24 protein-coding genes are annotated in these 21,584 nt (G+C 38.1%); 19 read left to right on the top strand and 5 right to left on the bottom strand.

The features are described 5' to 3' along the window. The first annotated feature begins 61 nt into the window (after positions 1-61). From BANA01_RS10890 to kynB, 9 genes are all read left to right on the top strand, one after another. On the top strand, positions 62-1,075 hold the full coding sequence (locus tag BANA01_RS10890; RefSeq protein WP_063253147.1) for a 4Fe-4S binding protein: 1,014 nt from the start codon (positions 62-64) through the stop codon (positions 1,073-1,075). Positions 1,076-1,234: 159 nt separating this feature from the next. Next, positions 1,235-1,888 (top strand): bifunctional 4-hydroxy-2-oxoglutarate aldolase/2-dehydro-3-deoxy-phosphogluconate aldolase, encoded by a 654-nt coding sequence (locus BANA01_RS10885; protein WP_063253146.1) that lies wholly within the window; start codon positions 1,235-1,237, stop codon positions 1,886-1,888. Beyond that, the gene (locus BANA01_RS10880) at positions 1,885-2,889 is read left to right on the top strand and encodes a sugar kinase (RefSeq protein WP_063253145.1); all 1,005 of its coding nucleotides are present in this window, start codon (positions 1,885-1,887) and stop codon (positions 2,887-2,889) included. The genes BANA01_RS10885 and BANA01_RS10880 overlap by 4 nt, the downstream gene beginning before the upstream one ends. 14 nt (positions 2,890-2,903) lie before the next feature. Next, complete coding sequence (kduI, locus tag BANA01_RS10875; RefSeq protein ID WP_157411761.1) at positions 2,904-3,734, top strand: 5-dehydro-4-deoxy-D-glucuronate isomerase; 831 nt, start codon at positions 2,904-2,906, stop codon at positions 3,732-3,734. A 25-nt stretch (positions 3,735-3,759) separates the two neighbouring features. Then, positions 3,760-4,542, top strand: a complete 783-nt coding sequence (kduD, locus tag BANA01_RS10870; RefSeq protein WP_063253143.1) for a 2-dehydro-3-deoxy-D-gluconate 5-dehydrogenase KduD — start codon at positions 3,760-3,762, stop codon at positions 4,540-4,542. A gap of 86 nt (positions 4,543-4,628) precedes the next feature. Further along, positions 4,629-6,323, top strand: coding sequence for a hypothetical protein (locus BANA01_RS10865; RefSeq protein WP_063253142.1), 1,695 nt, complete (start codon positions 4,629-4,631; stop codon positions 6,321-6,323). 39 nt (positions 6,324-6,362) lie between these two features. Next, positions 6,363-7,145, top strand: a complete 783-nt coding sequence (locus BANA01_RS10860; RefSeq protein ID WP_063253141.1) for an IclR family transcriptional regulator — start codon at positions 6,363-6,365, stop codon at positions 7,143-7,145. 127 nt (positions 7,146-7,272) lie between these two features. Continuing rightward, on the top strand, positions 7,273-9,027 hold the full coding sequence (locus tag BANA01_RS10855; protein WP_157411760.1) for a WG repeat-containing protein: 1,755 nt from the start codon (positions 7,273-7,275) through the stop codon (positions 9,025-9,027). Positions 9,028-9,095: 68 nt separating this feature from the next. Further along, entirely contained in the window at positions 9,096-9,722 is a 627-nt protein-coding gene (kynB, locus tag BANA01_RS10850; protein WP_063253140.1) for an arylformamidase, read from the top strand. A gap of 351 nt (positions 9,723-10,073) precedes the next feature. On the opposite strand, the gene BANA01_RS10845 is transcribed toward kynB, so the two are convergent. Together BANA01_RS10845 and BANA01_RS10840 are read right to left on the bottom strand one after the other, a co-directional pair. After that, complete coding sequence (locus BANA01_RS10845) at positions 10,074-11,165, bottom strand: copper resistance D family protein (protein WP_063253139.1); 1,092 nt, start codon at positions 11,163-11,165, stop codon at positions 10,074-10,076. Beyond that, positions 11,166-11,762, bottom strand: a complete 597-nt coding sequence (locus tag BANA01_RS10840) for a copper resistance CopC family protein (RefSeq protein WP_082799484.1) — start codon at positions 11,760-11,762, stop codon at positions 11,166-11,168. A gap of 234 nt (positions 11,763-11,996) precedes the next feature. Here BANA01_RS10840 and BANA01_RS10835 point away from each other — a divergent pair, with 234 nt between their 5' ends. From BANA01_RS10835 to BANA01_RS30570, 5 genes are all read left to right on the top strand, one after another. Beyond that, positions 11,997-12,251, top strand: a complete 255-nt coding sequence (locus BANA01_RS10835) for a hypothetical protein (RefSeq protein WP_063253137.1) — start codon at positions 11,997-11,999, stop codon at positions 12,249-12,251. Positions 12,252-12,296: 45 nt separating this feature from the next. Further along, positions 12,297-12,506, top strand: a complete 210-nt coding sequence (locus tag BANA01_RS10830; protein ID WP_063253136.1) for a heavy-metal-associated domain-containing protein — start codon at positions 12,297-12,299, stop codon at positions 12,504-12,506. A gap of 133 nt (positions 12,507-12,639) precedes the next feature. Next, complete coding sequence (locus tag BANA01_RS10825; RefSeq protein WP_063253135.1) at positions 12,640-13,776, top strand: DEAD/DEAH box helicase; 1,137 nt, start codon at positions 12,640-12,642, stop codon at positions 13,774-13,776. 87 nt (positions 13,777-13,863) lie between these two features. Next, positions 13,864-15,333, top strand: coding sequence for an amidase family protein (locus BANA01_RS10820; protein ID WP_063253134.1), 1,470 nt, complete (start codon positions 13,864-13,866; stop codon positions 15,331-15,333). Between the two features lie 53 nt (positions 15,334-15,386). After that, positions 15,387-15,521: a hypothetical protein gene (locus tag BANA01_RS30570; protein WP_257029373.1), complete on the top strand. Its 135-nt coding sequence runs from the start codon at positions 15,387-15,389 to the stop codon at positions 15,519-15,521. Between the two features lie 51 nt (positions 15,522-15,572). Here BANA01_RS30570 and BANA01_RS10815 read toward each other — a convergent pair whose 3' ends face one another. The 3 genes from BANA01_RS10815 to BANA01_RS10810 all read right to left on the bottom strand — a co-directional run bounded on the left by BANA01_RS10815 (position 15,573) and on the right by BANA01_RS10810 (position 17,870). Further along, on the bottom strand, positions 15,573-17,105 hold the full coding sequence (locus BANA01_RS10815) for an FAD-dependent oxidoreductase (protein WP_063253133.1): 1,533 nt from the start codon (positions 17,103-17,105) through the stop codon (positions 15,573-15,575). A gap of 200 nt (positions 17,106-17,305) precedes the next feature. After that, a complete protein-coding gene (locus BANA01_RS29900) occupies positions 17,306-17,446 on the bottom strand; it encodes a hypothetical protein (RefSeq protein WP_169803682.1) in 141 nt (46 codons plus the stop codon). 49 nt (positions 17,447-17,495) lie between these two features. After that, complete coding sequence (locus tag BANA01_RS10810) at positions 17,496-17,870, bottom strand: DUF1360 domain-containing protein (RefSeq protein WP_157411759.1); 375 nt, start codon at positions 17,868-17,870, stop codon at positions 17,496-17,498. 98 nt (positions 17,871-17,968) lie between these two features. Between BANA01_RS10810 and safA the strand changes: the two genes are divergently transcribed. The 5 genes from safA (at position 17,969) to BANA01_RS10785 (ending at position 21,581) form a co-directional block, all read left to right on the top strand. Next, complete coding sequence (gene safA, locus BANA01_RS10805; protein WP_063253131.1) at positions 17,969-18,583, top strand: SafA/ExsA family spore coat assembly protein; 615 nt, start codon at positions 17,969-17,971, stop codon at positions 18,581-18,583. A gap of 140 nt (positions 18,584-18,723) precedes the next feature. After that, positions 18,724-19,071 carry a lmo0954 family membrane protein gene (locus tag BANA01_RS10800; RefSeq protein WP_063253130.1) on the top strand — a complete coding sequence of 116 codons (348 nt, stop codon included), beginning with the start codon at positions 18,724-18,726 and terminating at the stop codon, positions 19,069-19,071. Between the two features lie 16 nt (positions 19,072-19,087). Beyond that, positions 19,088-19,732: a PspA/IM30 family protein gene (locus tag BANA01_RS10795; RefSeq protein ID WP_063253129.1), complete on the top strand. Its 645-nt coding sequence runs from the start codon at positions 19,088-19,090 to the stop codon at positions 19,730-19,732. A 92-nt stretch (positions 19,733-19,824) separates the two neighbouring features. After that, the gene (liaF, locus tag BANA01_RS10790) at positions 19,825-20,559 is read left to right on the top strand and encodes a cell wall-active antibiotics response protein LiaF (protein ID WP_063253128.1); all 735 of its coding nucleotides are present in this window, start codon (positions 19,825-19,827) and stop codon (positions 20,557-20,559) included. Next, on the top strand, positions 20,556-21,581 hold the full coding sequence (locus BANA01_RS10785; protein ID WP_063253127.1) for a sensor histidine kinase: 1,026 nt from the start codon (positions 20,556-20,558) through the stop codon (positions 21,579-21,581). Before liaF ends, BANA01_RS10785 begins: the two co-directional genes overlap by 4 nt. Positions 21,582-21,584: the final 3 nt, after the last annotated feature.

Below are 21,584 nucleotides of genomic sequence, written 5' to 3'. Positions count from 1 at the left end.
TCACACCCCCAATTTTGCTTCGTTCCTTATATTTAAGAAGAAGAAGATTGGAGGAGTCATAATGAAGTCAAAGAACTGGTATAAGATGCAGTTGAAGAGAAAGCCGGTTCAAATAACGAGGTACGTCGTACAAGCGGTATTCCTGTTGTTTTTACTATATGTTGGTGTTCGCTTTTATCAATTTTATATGCATTTTGAGACCCTCGGAGAAACACCTTTTGTTAAGAGACCGGCCGCGGTTGAAGGATTTTTGCCGATTAGTGCCCTAATGGCATTAAAGGTTTGGCTTGCCACTGGAGACTTCGACTTAATTCATCCAGCTGGACTGGTATTGCTAAGCTTTTTTGTAGGTGGTGCCATTATTTTCCGAAGATCATTTTGCAGCTGGATCTGTCCAATTGGAACAGTGAGTGAATGGATTTCAAGATTAGGAAAAAAGCTGTTTAAACGTAATTTTGAAGTACCCACGTGGCTCGTTTGGCTGCTAACCCCCATTAAATATTTATTATTGCTGTTCTTCTTGGGGATGGTTATTGTAATGCCTACCTATGGGGCGATTGCCTTTCTAAATGAACCATATAACAAAATCTCTGATGTGAAAATGCTGACATTTTTCTTAGATATTAGCGGTTTTGGCTTAGGAGTTCTTATCGTAATGTTTATGCTATCCTTATTTTTTAGGAACTTCTGGTGCCGATTCCTTTGCCCATATGGAGCGTTCATTGGGCTTGGCTCGATATTTAGAATTTCCAAAATCAGCAGAAATGAAGAATCGTGTACCAATTGTGAAATGTGTACAAAGGTTTGTCCGTCCAGAGTAAAAGTGCACAAAGTAGAAACCGTAAATAACCTGAACTGTACGGCTTGTATGGCCTGTGTGGAAGCATGCCCTGTAAAGGACACCTTAAATATGACGGTAGTTAATAAGAAGGTAAGTAAATGGTTTATACCAGTGACATTTTTAGTGGCCTTCTTTATTATTATTGGCTTTGCCAAACTAACAGGTCACTGGGAAACCATCATAAGTTATGAAGAATGGAAAATCCTCATTCCTGAAGCAAAATATATAGATTAATAGATCAGTAACCTGTTTAAATAAACAGGTTATTTTTTTTATTCAAATTATTTTATAAAATGTGGTTGAAAAACCCAATATTGTCCAATATAATAAGATTATAAATTTCCAAATAAACAATAACATTTCCTATTTAGAAATCTAAGGGAGGTAAACATCATAAAAAAGGCTAATATTCTCTTGAAGCTAGAAAAAAGTGGTGTGATTGCAGTACTAAGATCAGACACCAAGGAAGAATCATTAAAAACGATTGAGGCGCTCGTAAACGGCGGGATTACCGGCTTAGAAGTAACCTTTACTACTCCGCAAGCAGACGAGGTTATTCGTGAAACAGCAGCAAAATATAAAGATAACTCTACTATCGTTGTCGGTGCAGGAACTGTTCTTGACGCAATGACAGCAAGAATCGCAATTATGGCGGGAGCTGAATTTGTCGTAAGCCCAATGTTTGATTCTAAAATTGCGGAGATTTGTAATCTTTATCATGTACCATATTTGCCAGGTTGTATGACGATAACCGAAATGAAAACAGCCCTTCGTTCAGGTGTAGATATTATTAAACTATTCCCTGCAAGTACATATGAACCTAGTTTTGTGGATGCCGTAAAAGCACCGCTTCCACAAATTAATATCATGCCAACAGGCGGAGTGAATTTAGATAACATGGCCGAGTGGATAAATAAAGGCTGTGTAGCGGTTGGTGTAGGCGGGAACTTATTAGCTCCTGCTAAAACAGGAAACTACGATCAAATTACGAAACTAGCTAAGCAATATATAGATAGGTACCATGAAATTAAGATGGTGAGCGTATGAGCAGCATTCTAACTTTTGGCGAAATTATGTTAAGGCTTTCAACTTTAACTGGAACACATTTTAGCAATGCTGCAAGCTTTCAGGCCCATTATGGCGGAGCAGAAGCAAATGTCGCGGTGAACTTGGCTAATTTAGAGCATGACGTTGCTTTTGCAAGCAAAGTACCCGACAATGCTTTAGGTCTTGCTGTAAAAAGACACCTCCAAAAGTATGGAGTTAAGACAAAAGAGTTGCATTTTGGCGGCAATCGTCTTGGAACCTATTATCTTGATAGTGGTGTAGGCGAGCGTTCTTCCGCCGTTATCTATGACAGAGCGAATTCCAGCTTTGCTTCATTGCAGGAATGGGAATGGGATTACGAACAGCTTTTTGAAAACGCAAACATTCTTCATGTTTCTGGCATAACACCAGCACTTTCGGAAAAGTTAGCGGAAATTACTCTGGATTTAGTAAAAGAAGCTAAAAAGCGGGATATTAAAGTGAGTTTCGATATTAATTTCCGTTCTAAGCTCTGGAATCATGACCAAGCGTCTAAGGCTCTATCAAAAATCCTGCCATATGTGGATTATTGCTCTGCAGGAAAAATGGATGCGCTTTATTTGTTAGGCATTCCTGAAAATCAATCAGGTCAAGATGATACAGACTACTACTATCAAAAAATGAATGAGAAATATAGCAATATTGAAATCTTTTATTCTACCAAGCGCGAAGTCCACTCCGCTACCTCTAATTCCTTACAAGGTACGCTTTGGAAAGATGGAAAAACCTATGTATCTAAAGTTCATAAGCTGGAACCAATCGTCGATCGGGTTGGCGGCGGAGACGCTTTCTCAGCAGGTATACTGCATGGATTAGTTACAGGTGCAGACCTAAACTATACGGTCTCCTTTGCAACCGCATACTCTAGCTTGAAACATACCATTTATGGTGATTGTAATCCATTTACGATAAAAGAAGTAGAAAATCTTATGGAAAATGGCAGTGCAAAAATAAATCGATAACAGGAGTGAATAAAATGGAAACTCGCTATACACATAGCCCAGAGGATATTCGTCATTATTCAACAGAACAACTACGCAAGGAATTTTTAGTAGAAAGTATTTTTGTTCCAGGAGAAGTTAGATTAACGTATACCCATAACGATCGTATGATTTTTGGCGGTGTAACACCAACAGATCAACCGTTAACAATAGAACTTTCTACAGAATTAGGAGTTACCTATTTCTTAGAACGCCGTGAACTAGGTGTTATTAATATTGGCGGGCCAGGATCAATCGTTATTGAAGGTACAGAAGAGCCAATGAAAAAGCAAGATGGCTTCTACATTGGAAAAGAAACAAAGGATCTCCAATTTAAATCAGATGATCCGTCTAATCCAGCAAAATTCTATACAGTGTCTGTACCGGCACATCACAAATATCCAAATGTAAAAATTAGTATTGATAAAATCGAACCAATGGTCACAGGTGATTCAGCAACATTAAATCACCGCTCCATCTATCAATATATTCATCCAAACGTTTGTGAAAGCTGTCAGCTTCAATTAGGCTACACAATCCTAACTCCAGGAAGCGCTTGGAATACAATGCCATGTCACACACACGAACGCCGTATGGAAACATACCTTTATTTCGATATGAAAGAAGATACACGTGTATTCCATTTCATGGGCAAACCGGATGAAACAAAACACTTAGTGATTGCCAATGAGCAAGCTGCCATTTCTCCGAGCTGGTCAATCCATACTGGAGTTGGAACAAGTGACTACACGTTCATATGGGCAATGTGCGGCGAGAACATTACTTATAATGATATGGACATGGTTCCAATGAAGGATTTAAAATAAACCAACATTACGGAGGTTTTCAGAAATGACGAATGACTTGCAGCAATTCTCACTAGATTATTTTAAATTAGATGGTAAAGTTGCGATTGTGACAGGCGGTAATACGGGCCTTGGACAAGGATTTGCGGTAGCTTTAGCAAAGGCTGGTGCTGACCTTTTTGTTGTCACGCACGGGAATAATTGGGATGAAACAAGAGAACTCATTGAAAAAGTAGGTCGTCGTGTAGAGTTTTTTCAAGGCGATTTAACAAATAAACAAGTTTCTAAAGATATTATTGCTAAATGCTTAGAAACCTATGGAAGAGTAGATATTTTAGTTAATAACGCTGGTACGATCCGACGTTCTCCATTACTAGAATATAAGGAAGAAGATTGGGACGCTGTAATGGATATTAATTTAAACGCCGTTTACTTATTAAGCCAAGAGGCAGCGAAAGTAATGGTCGAACAAGGCAGCGGAAAAATCATTAATGTGGCTTCCATGCTTTCTTTCCAAGGTGGTAAATTTGTACCATCCTATACAGCCAGCAAACATGGTGTAGCAGGGTTAACAAAGGCCTTTGCTAATGAATTAGCGATAAATAACGTACAAATTAATGCCATTGCACCGGGTTATGTTGAAACTAAAAACACGGCGCCAATTCGTGAGGATGAAGTGCGTCATGCGGAAATTACCTCTCGTATTCCAGCTGGCCGTTGGGCAACACCTGCGGATCTGCAAAGTGTAGTAGTCTTCCTAGCAAGCAAAGCTTCGGATTATATGAATGGAGCCATTATTCCAGTTGATGGCGGCTGGTTAGTTCGCTAGAAAAAACAGTTTATAGTATAAATTACTAAGAATATAGCTATTTTCTATATAGCTATATTCTTTTTCATTATCTGGGGGAAAACACCATGCACTACTCTACTATAGCAATAAATAATCGTAGAAAAGAGATTGTAAGCTTAGCAGCTAATAAAGCACTGGACCTTCCTTTAATAGAAAGTGGATACTGGTTTCATAATGATATAAGAGATAATTTTTATTATGCTATTCATTTATTTGCTTATTGCGCAGATAAGGATTTTGAATGTGATTGGAACGAAGAACAAAGTAAAAAGGCTAAAGATATAGCCCTTACTATAATTCAGAAGGTCCTATCGCTTCAGGTGAAAAATCCTCAGGATCCCATGTACGGTCATTGGCCATTGAATTTAGGAGTCGACCCTTCTAAAGCAAAAGCCAATCCTCTTCCTGTTGAATTGATGGGCTGTATACTTATATTGTTCTACAACAAATATCAGAATGATCTGCCCACTAATGTAAAAAATGATTGCTATCAAGCAATAGCACATATATACGAAAGTAATGTTTATAACCATCCTTTGATTTATATGTATCACCATGAGGCTAAACATACCTCTTTAAAAATCTTACTAGGGGATTTCTTTAAAAACAAAGAGTTAGTAAAACAGGGCCACCAATTTGCAAAACAGCAATTAAACCATATAAGAAGATATGGATTTAAAGAATATGGAGCACTTCCTTGGTTCTGGCATTGGGTACAATCCTTTACATGTGTTTGGGAGATTGTTGAGGATTTGGAGATAAAAAGGACTATGAACGAACTCTTAGACTATTTATGGGGGCTGCGGGCGGATTACTATTTAAAGGGAGCCTGGGTAGGACCGCATTCACGTCAGTGGCCGCATGATGCTCCGAAGGATACGAATACACTATTGGATTATATCCAATTTGGTGATTTTCCTTTACCAACTGAAACAGTTAGATTGGAAGGGACTGGACTATTTACGTATGAACTTTCTGAAGATATGGTTAGGAGAGTTACCAATCGTACACAACCTGTCGAGATAAAACGAAAAATCCAATTTTCCAATGCTGATGATATCGTGTCAGAAGAAGCTCATACCTATGTCTATGTAACGCCCGAATATGCAGTTGGTGGTATTTGGGAAAGAATAAATGAATACGATAATGAACAGCATCGTTGGGATATCACTCTGCCAGTGACACAATCTGAAAGTGTGAATCAGGCGTATTTTTTTCATCCAGGTGTAAATTATGTCCCTGATGATGGTCGCCATGCGAGTACTTTTGGTGAAGTAATGTTTTACAAGGACACTGTGATTCAAATTTGGAATGTCCCTCTTGATGAAAAGGAGGCAATTCCATATATTATTGGCTGTCTCCCAAAAGGAGAGTGGCAGTTTAATAAACATAGGGGATATGGTAAAATTGGAGATACCTTTTTACAATTCCATTTAATGAACGAATTTAATTTGGAAGAAAAAGAGGATAGAATCTCTATTACGAGCCCGCTTTCTTCTAATTTGAATGGAATTATTATGGAGATAGTCTCTTCTAAAGATGCGGATGGATTAGGCATAAATGATCTGGAATCATTTATAACTGCTATGAATAATAAGAATAAAAATTGTTTTACAGGTGATATTTCAAATGGGAAAATAACTTTGTCCTATGTAACAAGGAGAAATGAATTGTTACATATCAGTTTGGACAATCAAGGAAATAGTATACGATCCGTAAATAATCTGGAACATTCATTTGAAGATTATCAAATTAATTAAAATATTTATAAAAAAGATAGGATGAAGGGAGGTAATACAATGGAGAATGCCAAACAACCTTATGGTACGGTTCTAATAAAGGCTGCGAGTATCCTAGATGTACTCTCCGCAAAGAAAGAACCACAATCCTTAAATATAATTGCGCAGGAAACAGGTCTAACAAGTTCAACTGCTTTGAAGATCTTAGATACACTTCTTCTAATTGGTTATGTGAAAAAACATCCTGAAACAAAAAAATTCGAACTTGGTAGTGCCTTGATAAAATACGCAAATAAATATCTTGCTAATCTGGACATCTCAAAAATTTCTTATCCCTATTTAAAAGAACTGCAAAATAATTTAGATGAAACGATACACTTAGGTGTTTTAGAAGGCGATGAGATTTTAACGGTTAACAAGCTGGAAACGAATAAGCCAATTGTCTGTTTGAATTCTAGAATTGGTCTATCGAAGCCTCTTTACTGCTCTGCAATGGGTAAAGCTGTACTAGCAGAAATGCCAGAAAATAAAGTAGCAGCTTATTTAAGCCGAGTGGAATTAAAAGCCATAACGGAAACGACGATTACAGATTCAGAGACTTTGTTAAGACAGTTAGAGGATATAAGAAGAAATGGGTATGCTGTAGATGACAGTGAAGGTGAGAAAGATGTCTATTGTCTAGGTGTATCATTAGTAATGAATAACCAAACCTATGGAGCTTTTAGTGTCAGCGTACCTGCCTATCGCATTTCACCTGAGGTAAAAGACCAAATCGTTCAAGCTATATTGAAGACAAAAGAGAATATCCTTAGAGAATTACAGCAAAATTATGTTTTTATATAACTAATCAAAAAGAATCTATTTAAAAGCCTTTGTGCAAAAATAGATTCTTTTTGTTTGTGATTAAAGATAAGCTTCATTCCGCCCATTTTTTCATATATATAATAAAAAATAAAATGGGGTAGTACGGATGTCTAGAAGAAATATAGAACAGGGAAATTGGATTTCCTACTTGCTTACCTTATCCAGAATGGTTTACCTTTTTCCTGCAGAAGTCAAAGAAATTGGCGGAGGTAAGTGGGGATATATCAATGGTAAGGGGAATTTTGTTCTTCCTCCCAAATATGAAATGGCACATGAGTTTCAGGAAAGTGGCTTAGCTATCATTCAATTAAATAATCTTACAGGTATTATCAACAACGAGGGATATTTCATTGTAAAACCAAAATATGACACAATCAGTCCATTTTCCGAAGGTCGTGCCACTGCGATTGATGACAGAGGTTTTAACGTTTTGGATGAAGCTGGGAAGGAAATTGGCCCGAAGTCATATTCCTTTATTGGAGATTATAAGGAAGGCAGAGCAGTAGTTGCCAATATGAACGAAAATGGTCAGTATTTATATGGATATTTAAACAGAAGAGGAAATGAGGTCATTCCGTTGACCTATGAATCTGCTAGTGACTTTCACGACGGTAAAGCCCTTGTTAAAGTGAAAGAGGGCAACTATGCACTCATTGATCTAACAGGAAACGTATTAAATTCTTACTCTTATCCATTTGTCGACAATTATGGAGAGGGTATGCTGGCATTTCGTAAAAGTAATGAAGGAAAATGGGGGTATATGGACGAATCAGGCAGGGTAGTGATTGAACCTCAGTTTATCGAAACACAGCATTTCGTTGAAGGTCGTGCGATTGTTAACGTGGAAAATCAACAAAATGGATATGGCTTAATTAATAAGCAGGGGAAGTTTATCATAAAACCTCAGTATTCCAGTTTGATATACCTTGGGGAAAATCAATATGCTCTGGGAAAATCGGTTAATCCCGGGAAGCCGTATCTTCCTAAAAAATATGCAATAGCCGATTCTAATGGTCACATTTTTACTGGGTTCATCTACAATGGTGTGTCCAATTACTTGGATGGCCTGGCATCTGCTTATAATGATGAAATGACGTTCTTTATTGATAAGCGTGGTCAAAGATTGAATTACCTCCCAAAGGTGCAAGGCAGCGGTTCATTAGCATTTGATAAATCTTTAATTAAGGGGGATATCGATCTCCGGATTCTCTATTTCGATAAGAAAGGCAAGTTGATTTGGAAACAAAATACAATCATTCCTTTAAAGAATGATTATTCTGTTATTGAAAAAAAATTCAAACCCAATAAAGATTATTTAGTCTACTATCCACAGTTAAAAGGTGTTGCAAATCCGGAGAGTGTTAATCAGACATTGAAGGACATGTCTGGAGTGAAGCCAACGGTTGCACATACGCAATTGGACTCAAGCTACACAGGGGATTTCGATGTACGCTTTTATCAGAAAAACCTGGTAGTTATTGAGATAAATGGATATGATTATCCTTTTGGTGCGGCACACGGGATGCCTATAAAGAAATATGCCCATATTGACCTAAAAACGGGAAGGTTTTATCAACTTAAGGATTTGTTTAGGAAAGGGGCAGATTATGTAAAAGAACTCAGTGAAATGATTAGGGAACAAATCAAAAGTGATGAACAATATTCCTATGTTTTCCCGAATTCCTATAAAGGGATAAAGGCAGACCATCCTTACTATATTAGCAAAGGGACGTTGAATGTTTATTATGAACCATACGAGATTGCTCCATATGCTGCTGGCTTTCCAACCTTTAGGATCCCGTTTCATGATTTAAGCAGCATAATCGATCACGAGGGAGACTTTTGGCGTTCCTTTCATTAGTTGACAACACCAGGACGGCGATATATTTTTAACATAGACTCAAAAATGCTGCCCTAGGGAGTGGTTGAATGAAAATAATTGATATTTCCAGAAGGATTGAAAATGGAATGCCAGTTTGGCCTGGGGATACACCCTTTCATTATGAGGTGTCATGGTCAATAGCAGAAAGCGGCTCTGTAAACGTAGGGAGCCTTTCAATGAGCACCCATACGGGCACACATGTGGATGCCCCTTTTCATTTTGATGATGGTGGAAAAAAGATCATTGAATTGGATCTCGAATTATATATGGGACCTGTAAGAGTCGTCGATATGTCCGGGAAGGTTAGTATAGGAGCTAAGGATCTAGCCGATGTAGATTTAGAAGGTATGAAAAGAGTGCTGTTTCGGACACGATCATGGCAAAATGAATCAGAATTTCCAGAAAAAATCCCCCATTTGGAAGCAAACCTTGGTCCATACCTAGCGGAGAGGGGAATTAGGCTGATTGGGGTAGATGTTCCATCGGTCGATCCTATTGACAGCAAAGACCTGCATGCTCATCATAGTTTAAATGAAAATGGAATTCATATCCTTGAATCCATCCTTTTAGATGAGGTAGAGCCGGGTGATTATGAATTAATTGCTTTGCCGCTGCCATTGGTTGAAGGGGATGGGAGTCCGGTAAGAGCGGTATTACGTTCACTTTACAATTAATTTTCGAGAAAAGACTTACTCTCTTTTAGTTAAGATGTGTGTCCTTAATCGAGTAACCCGCAAAAGTAAAATAAGCGTAGATTTCCGATTAAATGCAGAATGGAGCTCACTACGGGGGAAATAAGCGGAGGTTTTCCACTTAATCAAAGCAAAATCTCCCGTTTTCCAATTTTACGAGCCAATAGGCGGAATTTCTCAGTCTATTTAAGCCAATTTTAATACTAATTACGATATAAGCAGAATTTCTCCGCCTATTTGTCAGCTCGGGTGCTTACCCTGATCCCCCAACTGAGAAAGCTTGATAAATAAAGAAAAAAACGTATGCCAATGCATACGTCCAATAAGGGAATGCTATGAAATGCTTAACATAAACCCTATATAGCCTGAAACAATAAATAGTAAACTCATTATGAGCGCCAAAGCTTTTGGTGCTCTTTTTATGAAAGTTACAATAACTAGCGCTAGGAAAAGAATAGCCATTAGAAATAGGATTATGGAAACAATCCCAGGGGAAAAATCGATAGGGAAATTTATCTCACCTGGATGAAACAAGGAAAATAGCTTAGAAGCACCTTCTGCTCTAATCATCGCACTAAGTTCATGGGGTGGTGAAACTTGTCCCAGTGCACCAGTAATAGAAAAAATAATCAAAACGATAATACTTTCCAGCTTAGCCCATGGAAGCGGATTATAAGAAGGATCATTTTTGAGTTTCTTCCGAATCAAAAAGCTATTGATAAAGGCAAAAGCTAATAATGGCAAAATGGCAATATGTTTGATTAATAATGCCTGCCCATAGGAAATAGACGTTACACTAACATAATTGGACAAATCCATATGAAAGGTCATTAATGATATCCCTGTTATGGTTGTAGTAACGAAACATAACATAGCAACAGGTGAAAACCACTTTAAAAATTTAAGCCAATGATCATGGTTCTGTGAAAACCAACTTACCACCAATAGTATTCCAACCCATGTTGTTATCGCCAAAAAGTGAGCGCTGTGCGTAAGGAAACCCGCCATTTTAGATAATGAAGCTGCGTGACTTGACCATCCAAGGGAAGCGATTAAGATTAGTGTAAAGGCAAGACCAGTTAAAGAGAATAACGGTTTTTGTTCCAGTTTAATTGGAATTAGATATACAAATAGAATTAACGAAATAATCCCCGTACTAACCCAAGTCTTACCTACCTCGAAATTCGTTAACACAGACTCAAGGGTATAGCCTAAACCTAAGTCCTCATATAAATATAGAACTATTTTTAATACCGGTAAGAATGAAAATAGAGCGATTCCTAACGCGGCACCTAATAGTATGATTTTGGGTATCTTTATTTCTGGTCGAACTGATTTGGGAACCAGATTAACAATAAAGCTTCCTAATAACAACGAAAAACAACTATAAAGTAATGCCTCACTTACAATGCCTGCAATAAACATCTAGACTTGTTTCCTCCTAAAAATCAACCAATAGCTTGCAAACCCTAAAACAATAATCAAACCAATAATAGCTGGGAGTACATAATTCATGATTTTAGGTTCATTTAAAGCATCCTCTTTTACTCCTGCTGCTTGATCTTTCAGTACCGTATCTGTGACTGCGGCAGATGTTACCTCGGCAGTAGTCGCATCAGCAACAGATGATTGTGTCTCACTTTGTTCTGGAGAGGCAGCATTTATAGGTAGCTCGGTGGTGAAAGGGATATCCCCTTCAAGTGGATGACCGTCTTCTCCAATGATTTTCCAATGTATCGTATACGCTCCATTTACAAGGTTGCCCTCTACATTGGCGACTAATTGATTACCACTAATTGTAACAGTAGAAAGTGGAATAGAGTCATTTTTTTCATTCAGTAATGTAAAAGAGCTAGTGGGTTCTAGGGCTGTTTCAAAAGTTAGTGTGATTGCTTTAAGTGATTCGGATACAATCTCTCCATTTTTAGGAGTAGAATCTTCCAAATGGGAATGAGCAAATACATTTGCTCCAAAAATAAAAAACAAAAACGTGGACAGTAGAGCAATTTTATTTAACATCATTTTCAACTCCGATATATTGTTATCTGGCTGTTTCTCATTTTACCACTAAATAAGAGGGGTTAACGTACATTCAAGATAATGTTCACAATACGTTCAAAAATAGCTTTTTACTATCCCTAAGGTAGTTATCAGCCGAAGTCTATGAAAAACAATTTATGAGCGTGATTTAAATCAATTCTATAAAGTGAAAACAATGCTACACTGGAAAAAATCGTAGTCATGGGAGATGAGATTATGAGCAGTTTTCAGATAGAAGGAAAAAAAGCCGTTATAGATATTCGTGAGAGGGTCTTAAAGGGAGAACATCCACGCAGGGAAATCTTAAATTTTGTAAAAACGGCACCAGTTGGGACGATATTTGAAATTCATTTACCCCACCGTGGGGAGCCATTGGTTGCTACTTTTCAATCGATGGGCATGAATGCAATCGTCAGCGAAGTAGAACCTCAGCACTTCCGATTGATGGCTATTAAAATGCATGAAATTTAGCTAATATACTGTTAGAATTGCCATTTTAGAAAGGGGATATTCAAAGTGAGTATAATTCAGTTATCTCTAAATGATGTTGCCTGTTCGGGATGTATTGGAAAAATAAAAAGGAAAATAAAAAGATATAACGGGATTGAAAAGGTAAAGATATTAGCTGGAAGTGGAAAAATTGAAATTAACTATAATGAAGCAATTATAGAATCTGAAGAAATAAACTCAACCATTCATAAATTGGCTATCCGAACATTTGATTAATAGATGAATTGAAACATGACCCATTCCGTGTCTTAGGAATGGGTTTTTTATGGACACAATTTAGTAAATAGGATAGTATCAAAGTCATGTGTGGATATAATATGAAGAAATGAGATAGATAAAGGAGTCCAATATGTTAAATACCTTAAGCCCTTTTTTACAGGAAAACTGGGAAAAATCAGGATTTCAACAACCTACTTCCATTCAGGATACAGCCATTCCTCTGATTCTTAATGGAAAAGATGTAATTGCAGAATCGCCAACTGGTACGGGTAAGACACTTGCTTATTTATTACCATTATTAAATAAAGTTGAACCTAATTCACAATCATTACAAGCTGTAGTTTTAGCGTCATCACAGGAATTGGTTATGCAGGTTTATCAAGAATTTCAAAAGTGGTCCGAAGGAAGTGCGATTAGAGGCACATCCATCATTGGCGGAGCCAACGTAAAACGTCAACTCGAAAAGTTAAAAAAGCGCCCTCATGTTATTTTTGCGACACCAGGCCGATTATTTGAACTGATCAAACAGAAAAAAGTAAAGATGCACGAAGTGAAGCTGGTAGTCTTAGATGAGGGAGATCAGCTTTTAATTCCTGAGCATTTAAACACAGTCCAAAATATTGTCAAATCGACGATGGGCGACCGACAAGTTGTGTTGTTCTCAGCAACGATGAAAGCTGGAACGGAGAAATTGGCAAAGGAAATAACGAAGGAGCCCGAAATACTTCGAATAGAAAAGGATGAGCTGGCGTCCTCTGGAGAGGTTGAGCATATCTATTTTACTGCCGAGCCTAGAGATAAGATTAAGCTTCTTGAAAAAATTGTGCGGTTAGATCATATCAAAGCCTTAGCATTTATTAATGATATTGGGGAAATCCAAGTTTTTAAAGAAAAGTTCAATTTCAAAGAGTTATCAACAGGAATTCTACATAGTGATATGAAGAAATTAGAACGGCAGGCGGAGCTCAAGGCTTTCCGTGATGGCAAAACAAAAATGCTGATTGCTACGGATGTCGCTGCAAGGGGATTGGATATTCAAGGAGTCACTCATGTTGTCCATGTCGATTTCCCTAGGGATATTGCTCAGTACGTTCACAGAGCTGGCAGAACAGGAAGAATGGGAGCAAATGGCACCGTTATTTCATTAGTAACCGAAAGAGAAGAGAGAGAATTAAAAAAGTATTGTCAAGAACTTAACGTCACTCCAAATAAGAGGATTTTTTATAAAGGGCAAATTGCTGAGCCCGAACAAAAAGTACGGCGTTAAACAAAGACAGTGGGACTTTCCTGCTGTCTTTTATTATTGCAGGAATACCCATTTTCTTATAGAATTTTATCAACGGGAGGGGAAAAAATGGAAAGTGAAAAATTAAATAAATATCTCGATCATTGGATTGAGGAAGCGACCATCACCCAAATGCAGGAAAAAATGTCTAGCGGAGAGCTAACATCCAAAGAACTTGTGTTGATGTATCTACATAGAATTTCTGTTTATGATAAAAGTATCCACTCAATCCTTGAGGTCAACCCAGATGCGCTGCATATTGCCTCTGCACTTGATGCTGAACGGAAGGAAACGGGGCCGCGCAGTGCGTTGCACGGTATTCCCATTTTGATAAAAGACAATATTGATACTGCTGATAAAATGCATACCAGCGCTGGGTCTTTGGCTTTAAAGGATTCCATTGCGTTAAGAGATTCTCATGTGGCAGAACAGCTTCGTGCCGCAGGAGCAGTCATTCTTGGGAAAACGAATATGACGGAATGGGCAAACTTTATGGCCTATGGCATGAAAAGCGGGTATAGCTCCCGTGGCGGTCAAGTATTAAATCCTTATGGACCTGGACAATTTGATGTCGGCGGCTCAAGTTCTGGTTCTGGTGCGGCTATTGCTGCGAATTTAGCGGCTGCAGCGATAGGAACAGAAACGTCTGGATCCATTTTGAATCCCTCCTGCCAAAATTCATTAGTCGGTATCAAACCAACAGTCGGTTTAATCAGTAGAAGAGGTATTATACCAATTGCTCATACACAGGATACAGCGGGACCAATGACAAGGACTGTTAGAGATGCGGCCATTCTCTTGAATGCATTGAAAGGAAAAGATGAAGAAGATCCAATAACGAAAACAAATCCACTAGCTGAGAAGGACTTTACCGAACATTTACGTAAAGACGGACTCAAGGGAAAACGGATTGGCATTGCCTTAGATGGATTCACTGAACATTTAAGTGAAGAGACGCTAAAGATTTTCCATGACGCAGTTGCTGTTTTAGAGGCAGCTGGTGCGGAGATTATTGAACATATCGACTTTCCATCTGCGAATGCAAAATGGCGGTATGACGTATTAACCTATGAATTTAAACCAGACTTAAACGCATATTTAAACGGACTTCATCCATCTATACCCATTAGAACATTGAATGATTTAATTCAATTTAATAAGGAAAATGAAGAAACAATGCTTAAGTATGGACAGGAGGTCCTAATTCAATCCAATGCAACTAGTGGTTCTTTAACGGAAGCAGATTATGTAAATTCGTTGGAATTTGATTTTTATCATTCCACCAAACAAGGAATTGATTATGCGCTCGAGAAGTATCAATTAGACGTAATTCTGTTTCCTAGTGAAGAGGCCTCACACATTAGTGCGAAGGCTGGTTATCCGACCATTGCAGTACCTGCTGGTTATACATCTATCGGAGAACCTGTTGGAATTACTTTTGCCGGAAGCGCCTATAGTGAGCCTATCTTGATTGAAGCCGCTTTTGCGTTTGAACAATTAACAAAGTTCCGTAAAGCACCAGTTCTTAGGGGAGAATAACTTCAATTATTTTCACTCATACTATATGTATTCTCTAAAAAGGAGATGATAGTATGGGTAGACAAAAGCTCGGTAACGCCAATGCCCAGCGAAATAATAATCGTAAAAAGGCAATGAGAACGCCTGAAGAACTCGTTGAATTTGAAACGGGAGAAAAACTAAAACGCAACCGTCCACATGGCAAATAAAGAAAGCGCCTCCTGTTTAGGGAGGCGTTTCATTTTTATGAATTTACGGCATTATACTCCGCCAACATTCTTTAATGCCTTTTTCGCTGGTCCTTCAATGACTTCTCCATTATATGCAAACCGCGAGCCGTGACATGGGCAATCCCATGATTTTTCTGCACGGTTCCATTCACATTCACAGCCTAAATGTGTACAAGTCGTATCCACAATGTAAAGCTTTCCGTTTTCATCCTTATATGCGCCAGCACGTTGTCCATTGTGCATGACAACAGAACCTTCTCCATTAACTAAATCCCCAGGGTCCTTTGGCACAAACTCAAGTTTTCCTTTAATTAAATGCTTCGCCACATCCGCATTGGTTGAAATAATCGACTTAATATCCGGGTCCGCGTCAAAACGAGATGGAGAATATAATTCCTTATATGGATTTTCACGGTTTAAAACATAATCAGTAAGAAGATGGGCAGCAAGAATACCTGTAGTCATTCCCCACTTTTTATAGCCGGTTGCCACTAAGATATGCTCTTTGTCTTGTGTTAGCGGACCAATATAAGGCACCTTGTCCAGTGTTACCAAATCCTGTGCAGACCAGCGGTAGTGATACTCAGAAAGGTCGAACACATCTTTTGCAAACGACTCTAGTGCAACATAGTGGCTAAGCGTATCAACACCCTGACCTGTTTTATGATTTTCGCCTCCAAGAATAAGAAGATTCCCTCCATCAATTGGTGTATAGCGAATGGAACGTGACGGACTATCAGCACTGATATACATTCCGCCAGGATATTCCTGATTGGTTTTAATCCCGATGGCGTAAGATCTTTCCGCGTACATTCTTGCAAAATAAAGGCCTGGTTTATCATAAAATGGGAAATGGGAGGCAATGATCACTTGTTTACATGCCACTTTAGGCCCGCCCTTTATCTTAACCTTTGGCTGGGCAGTTTCAACATCTTCAATCCCAGCTGCAACTGAATTTTCATAAACCTTACACCCAGCTTTGATCGCCTCTTCTAACAGCCCTTTTAAAAATTTAAGTGGATGATATTGTGCCTGATTACGCATTAATAGTGCAGATTTTATTTGAATATCAAATGGAATATTGCCTACCAGGTCACCATCAATTCCGAGCCTTTGATAGGCAGACATTTCGGTTTCAAGTTTCCTATCATACTGATCAGTGGTTGCATAAACAAAAGCATCTTGTTTGCTAAAATCACAATCGATTCCTTTTTCGTTCGAGGTATTCTCAACAAATTTAATCGCATTTGATGCGGATTCGAAATATAACTTAGCCTTTTCCTCGCCAAAATGGCTGATTAATTCATCGTATATCAATCCATGTTGAGCAGTCAGCTTTGCGGTGGTATGTCCTGTTGTTCCGTTTAACACTCCGCCCGCTTCAATAATGGCGACCTTTACACCTTCTTTTGCAAGCAAATAAGCAGCAGTAATACCTGTTATACCTGCACCAACAATGGCAACGTCAACTGTAGTATCCTCATTCAAGGTTTCAAACGTTGGCAACTCTATTTCACGCCAATAGGTTCTAGGGAAATGGTGGGTACTTTCTGATGAACTCATATGTCTTCCTCCAGTACTGTATTCATATGATTAATTTTTCCAACTTTGTTGATATCATGTAACGATAATTTATAAAAAAATATTATTTGAAAATAGATTTGATTGACGAAAAGAGCCTGTCCGCATTTCAGCCATACATGGAGACATCAATATAAAGAAAGAACCCTGAATTCCAGGGTTCTAAACGTTATTTTACAAGATTAGTCCGTTTCTTTTTTAATCGGGTCAACACGGGTGGAGTCTTCGGAGTTAAGCGTTCCTCTTAAAAAGTAAACCATTGTACCCCCAACTAAACCAAGACAAATGATAAAACCAATGGTAGTTACCCACCATGCAGCCATTCAAATCCCCCCTTTCCTAATGTTTATGCGAAAGGGGGAGATTTCTGTATTATTTTTTCTTCTCTAATTCTGCATAATAATCGACTTTCTTAATATTTACTCCGACAAACGTTTCAATGATGGATTGACCTCCTGCAATGGAAAAAATCAAGATGATCACAAACGTTACCCGGGGAAATAGTAAATATCCGCCTCCAAGAAATATGGCACTCCAAACTCCTGCGCACCAATAACATTTCAATAAATAACCGAACATGCCTTTTGGTACTTCCTTTGTTTCAATTCCATGATTGGTTTCTACTTTCACTTTCTTCATAAAAGGCCTGCGTATAAACTCGGTAATTTTATCAAAAACAATTAAATGGGTTAATCGATAACTAGCTAGAACTAACATCACATAGGTAATCCATGAAATATCTCTCACTATTTCTCCTCCACAAAGATTCAGTTAAAAAATATATTATTTCCATCTGTATATTTTGAGCCTTAAATCAAAAATATATATATCGGAGGAGGCGTAAAATGAAAAAATCATTTTGGTTTAGTTTGATGTTTTTACTATCACTTATTAGCATTCCAAATGTATCCTTTGCCCAGCAAATATATACTGTTCAGCCAGGGGATACACTTTGGAAAATCGCAGTTCGTTACCAAGTTGGGATATCTGAAATCATCTCTGCAAATCCCCAATTTAGGAACCCAAACCTGATTTATCCAGGAAATAAAGTTACCATTCCTAATTATGATGCAACGAAAAGCATTGAAAGCCAAGTCGTTCAATTAACCAATCAAGAACGAGCAAAAAATGGATTGAGAGCCCTAACTCCAGATTGGGAACTTTCAAGAGTGGCGCGTTATAAGTCTATAGACATGAGGGATAAAAACTATTTCAGCCATGATAGTCCGACTTACGGCAGTCCATTTACCATGATGAAGAATTTTGGGATTTCTTATCGTTCGGCAGGCGAAAATATTGCTGCAGGGCAAACAACGGCACAGGAAGTTGTTCGAGCTTGGATGAACAGCCCGGGCCACCGTGCAAATATACTAAGCGGAAATTACACGCATATAGGTGTTGGGTACGCAAAAGGCGGATCACAAAGACATTATTGGACACAAATGTTTATTTCAAAATAATCAATGGAAGGGTCAGTTCCTGAAAGGGGACTGACCCTTTCTACGTCTCAAGACCGAGATGAAAATAAAGCGCTGGTTCGTTATGAGAAATTTGGAATAGAGGTAAGATGAAATCAAGATAAAGAAAGGAGGAATACAAAATGAAAAAATTTGGTTTACTTTTAGTTGGAGGAATTGCAGCGATCATCTTACTATCAACTATTGGTCCGCTGGTAGGGTTACTAGTTGGTCTTGGGATCCTATACTTCATCTTCAAGCAATTTTTAAAGGCTGATTCGACGGGAAGCAAGATTGTTCTTGGGATTATCGGATTCTTTGTCCTAATGGCTTCCATTCATAATGCTCCTGCTATTATTGGTGTTGTTGCTGCATATGTACTTTATCTTGTTTACAAAAACTGGAGTAAAAGCAAAAATACGGTGGTAAAAGAGGATCATGATCCATTTATAAATTTTGAAAAGCAATGGAATGAACTAAACAAAAACTAATTAGGAGAGATAAAATATGACGAACCTATTAACACGAATTAAAGATACGATTATGGCAGATTTACATGCTGCTGTTGACCAAAAAGAAAAGAAAAATCCAATTGCGCTTCTGAACCAATATCTTCGTCAATGTGAGCAAGAAACTGAAAAGGTAAGGAAACTTGTCGAACGCCAATATGCACTAAAAGATGAATTTACAAGAGAATATTCTCAAGCTGTAGAATTGGCAGAGAAAAGAAAGTATCAGGCCCAAATCGCTTCTAAAGCGGGTGAAACCGAGCTGTATGAGTTTGCGGCAGCAGAACATCAGCAATACTCAAGCCGTGTTGAACGACTTTCTAATTCACTAGAACAAGTAAAAAGTCAGCTAGGTGAATTAGAAAGAAAATATGAGGAAATGAAACATAAATTAAAAGATATGCAAATCCGACGATTGGAATTGATGGGTCGTGAAAATGTAACCCGTGCCAATCATCGTATGAATCAAGTTTTGGACTCAAACCTGACATCTAACAATACAAACACACGTTTTCAAGAAATTGATACTTACTTAGATCGTTTAGATCATCAAGTAAAAAGTGAATATTACCGTGATACCATTGACGCTAGAATTGCACAATTGGAAAAAGAAATGAAATTAGAAGAAAGCAAGTCCATTTAATAACCAAAACATGGTATTCTATAAAGGTGCAGCCATTGCACCTTTTTGGCCATATCATGGATACGAAAACCAACAAGGGAGGGATAGGCCAAATGTTAAAAAATGCAAAAAATGATTATACGGGATGGCTGGTCGTTATGGGGGTTGTCGTACTGCTGCTAGAAATTCTATTTTTTAACAGTGGTCTAATTTTCTCTCTTATATTTTCTGGCGGACTCATTTATATAGGAAGAAGAAAAGCGGGGAAGAAGAGTGGTAAGGTTCTTTTCCTAGCAGGAATCATTTTCCTTTTAATTAGTGTGTTTAGCATGATGACCTTTAGATTTTTATTGCTGGCGATTCTCCTTCATTTTATCATTCAATATTCTAGCTCTAAAAAAAATCCAAATAAAATTACATTAGATATCAAAGAATCCGAGCAGGCTCAGCAAAAAGAGACGCTGATCAAGACAAAGCCGCTCTTTGAAAATATATTTTTCGGACAACAAAAAACACCAAGCAGTGTTTATGAATGGAATGACATTAACATCCAATCTGGAATTGGAGATACAATCATAGATTTAAGCTATACGGTTTTGCCGAAGGGTGAAACGATTATCTTTATCCGAAATGTCATTGGCAATATCCAAATCCAAATACCTTATGAAATAGAAGTAAGTGTACATCACACGTCCGTTGTTGGCACCACTAAGGTTTTTGAGAATCGTCAGGCTCAGGTTTTTAACCAAGCATTTCACCTTAGGACAGCAGACTATGACCAGGCAGAGCAAAAGGTGAAAATCTTTACCTCCTTGTTGGTAGGCAATTTAGAGGTGAGCCGGATATGAGCACAATACAAAGGCAGGTTATTTGGAATATCGCTTCTTCTGTGATGATTGCACTCGTTATTACGGCAACCTTTATCATGGTTTTTCCAATTTCAGAATGGTCAGAACTATGGAATCGGCATTTTATGGATATCCCATTTGTAATATTTATTCCCGCATTTAGTATTGCTCTAGGTATCCTATTGGGCATTTTTTCTGGTATTTACTGGAGAAGACAGTTTCAGGCTGTTGAGCATTCACTGCACCATTTAGAGCAGGGAAAACAAATTGTCACGGATGGAAAGCAAGCCACTTCAGAAATGCAAGGTATAGCTGAACAGATTGATAGAATAGGCAGGCAAATGTCGGAACAAGCCAAGCTTTCACAACGATTGGCTACAGAAAAGGTGGAAGATCAGGAAGCGAGGATCCAAGAAATCATTGAACAAGAACGAAACCGTCTCGCCCGTGAATTACATGATTCCGTCAGTCAGCAATTATTCGCTGCTTCGATGATGATGTCAGCCATTAATACAACCAGGCAAGGTGTGAATGAAGAGGATAGGGAAGCAAAGCAGTTGAAAATGGTGGAAGAAATGATTCATCAGTCACAACTTGAAATGCGTGCCCTGCTTCTTCATTTGCGTCCGGTTGCCTTGAAAAATAAAACGCTGCAAGAAGGAATTGAAGAGTTATTAATCGAATTATCACAGAAAGTAACAATGGAAATTAAATGGAAGGTAGAAGCCTTTCCACTTGATAAAGGAATTGAGGATCATCTTTTCCGTATCCTTCAGGAATCTGTATCCAACACGCTTCGGCATTCAAAGGCGAACGAACTAGAAGTTTTATTGATAAAGCGGGAAGACCTTGTCATTTTAAGAATTGTCGATGATGGGATCGGTTTTGAAGTTGATAACATGAAGGCAGGGTCATACGGAATGCAGAATATGCATGAGAGGGCACTTGAGGTTGGAGGAACTTTAAAGGTAATAAGTGTGAAAAGTAAAGGTACAAGACTGGAAGTAAAGGTACCGGTTTGATAA

The sequence above is a fragment of the Neobacillus niacini NBRC 15566 genome (assembly GCF_001591505.1).
In the GTDB taxonomy this organism is placed as follows: domain Bacteria; phylum Bacillota; class Bacilli; order Bacillales; family Cytobacillaceae; genus Neobacillus; species Neobacillus niacini.
Note: the sequence above shows the minus strand (reverse complement) of the source record. Positions and strands in the feature narration are given on the sequence as shown.

What these genes read in the sequence shown, in the direction of transcription:
- BANA01_RS10890 (WP_063253147.1), top strand. Translation starts at nt 62, where the DNA reads ATGAAGTCAAAGAACTGGTATAAGATGCAGTTGAAGAGAAAGCCGGTT.
- BANA01_RS10880 (WP_063253145.1), top strand. Translation starts at nt 1,885, where the DNA reads ATGAGCAGCATTCTAACTTTTGGCGAAATTATGTTAAGGCTTTCAACT.
- kduI (WP_157411761.1), top strand. Translation starts at nt 2,904, where the DNA reads ATGGAAACTCGCTATACACATAGCCCAGAGGATATTCGTCATTATTCA.
- kduD (WP_063253143.1), top strand. Translation starts at nt 3,760, where the DNA reads ATGACGAATGACTTGCAGCAATTCTCACTAGATTATTTTAAATTAGAT.
- BANA01_RS10865 (WP_063253142.1), top strand. Translation starts at nt 4,629, where the DNA reads ATGCACTACTCTACTATAGCAATAAATAATCGTAGAAAAGAGATTGTA.
- BANA01_RS10860 (WP_063253141.1), top strand. Translation starts at nt 6,363, where the DNA reads ATGGAGAATGCCAAACAACCTTATGGTACGGTTCTAATAAAGGCTGCG.
- BANA01_RS10855 (WP_157411760.1), top strand. Translation starts at nt 7,273, where the DNA reads ATGTCTAGAAGAAATATAGAACAGGGAAATTGGATTTCCTACTTGCTT.
- kynB (WP_063253140.1), top strand. Translation starts at nt 9,096, where the DNA reads ATGAAAATAATTGATATTTCCAGAAGGATTGAAAATGGAATGCCAGTT.
- BANA01_RS10845 (WP_063253139.1), bottom strand. Translation starts at nt 11,165, where the DNA reads ATGTTTATTGCAGGCATTGTAAGTGAGGCATTACTTTATAGTTGTTTT.
- BANA01_RS10840 (WP_082799484.1), bottom strand. Translation starts at nt 11,762, where the DNA reads ATGATGTTAAATAAAATTGCTCTACTGTCCACGTTTTTGTTTTTTATT.
- BANA01_RS10835 (WP_063253137.1), top strand. Translation starts at nt 11,997, where the DNA reads ATGAGCAGTTTTCAGATAGAAGGAAAAAAAGCCGTTATAGATATTCGT.
- BANA01_RS10825 (WP_063253135.1), top strand. Translation starts at nt 12,640, where the DNA reads ATGTTAAATACCTTAAGCCCTTTTTTACAGGAAAACTGGGAAAAATCA.
- BANA01_RS10820 (WP_063253134.1), top strand. Translation starts at nt 13,864, where the DNA reads ATGGAAAGTGAAAAATTAAATAAATATCTCGATCATTGGATTGAGGAA.
- BANA01_RS30570 (WP_257029373.1), top strand. Translation starts at nt 15,387, where the DNA reads ATGGGTAGACAAAAGCTCGGTAACGCCAATGCCCAGCGAAATAATAAT.
- BANA01_RS10815 (WP_063253133.1), bottom strand. Translation starts at nt 17,105, where the DNA reads ATGAGTTCATCAGAAAGTACCCACCATTTCCCTAGAACCTATTGGCGT.
- BANA01_RS29900 (WP_169803682.1), bottom strand. Translation starts at nt 17,446, where the DNA reads ATGGCTGCATGGTGGGTAACTACCATTGGTTTTATCATTTGTCTTGGT.
- safA (WP_063253131.1), top strand. Translation starts at nt 17,969, where the DNA reads ATGAAAAAATCATTTTGGTTTAGTTTGATGTTTTTACTATCACTTATT.
- BANA01_RS10800 (WP_063253130.1), top strand. Translation starts at nt 18,724, where the DNA reads ATGAAAAAATTTGGTTTACTTTTAGTTGGAGGAATTGCAGCGATCATC.
- BANA01_RS10795 (WP_063253129.1), top strand. Translation starts at nt 19,088, where the DNA reads ATGACGAACCTATTAACACGAATTAAAGATACGATTATGGCAGATTTA.
- liaF (WP_063253128.1), top strand. Translation starts at nt 19,825, where the DNA reads ATGTTAAAAAATGCAAAAAATGATTATACGGGATGGCTGGTCGTTATG.
- BANA01_RS10785 (WP_063253127.1), top strand. Translation starts at nt 20,556, where the DNA reads ATGAGCACAATACAAAGGCAGGTTATTTGGAATATCGCTTCTTCTGTG.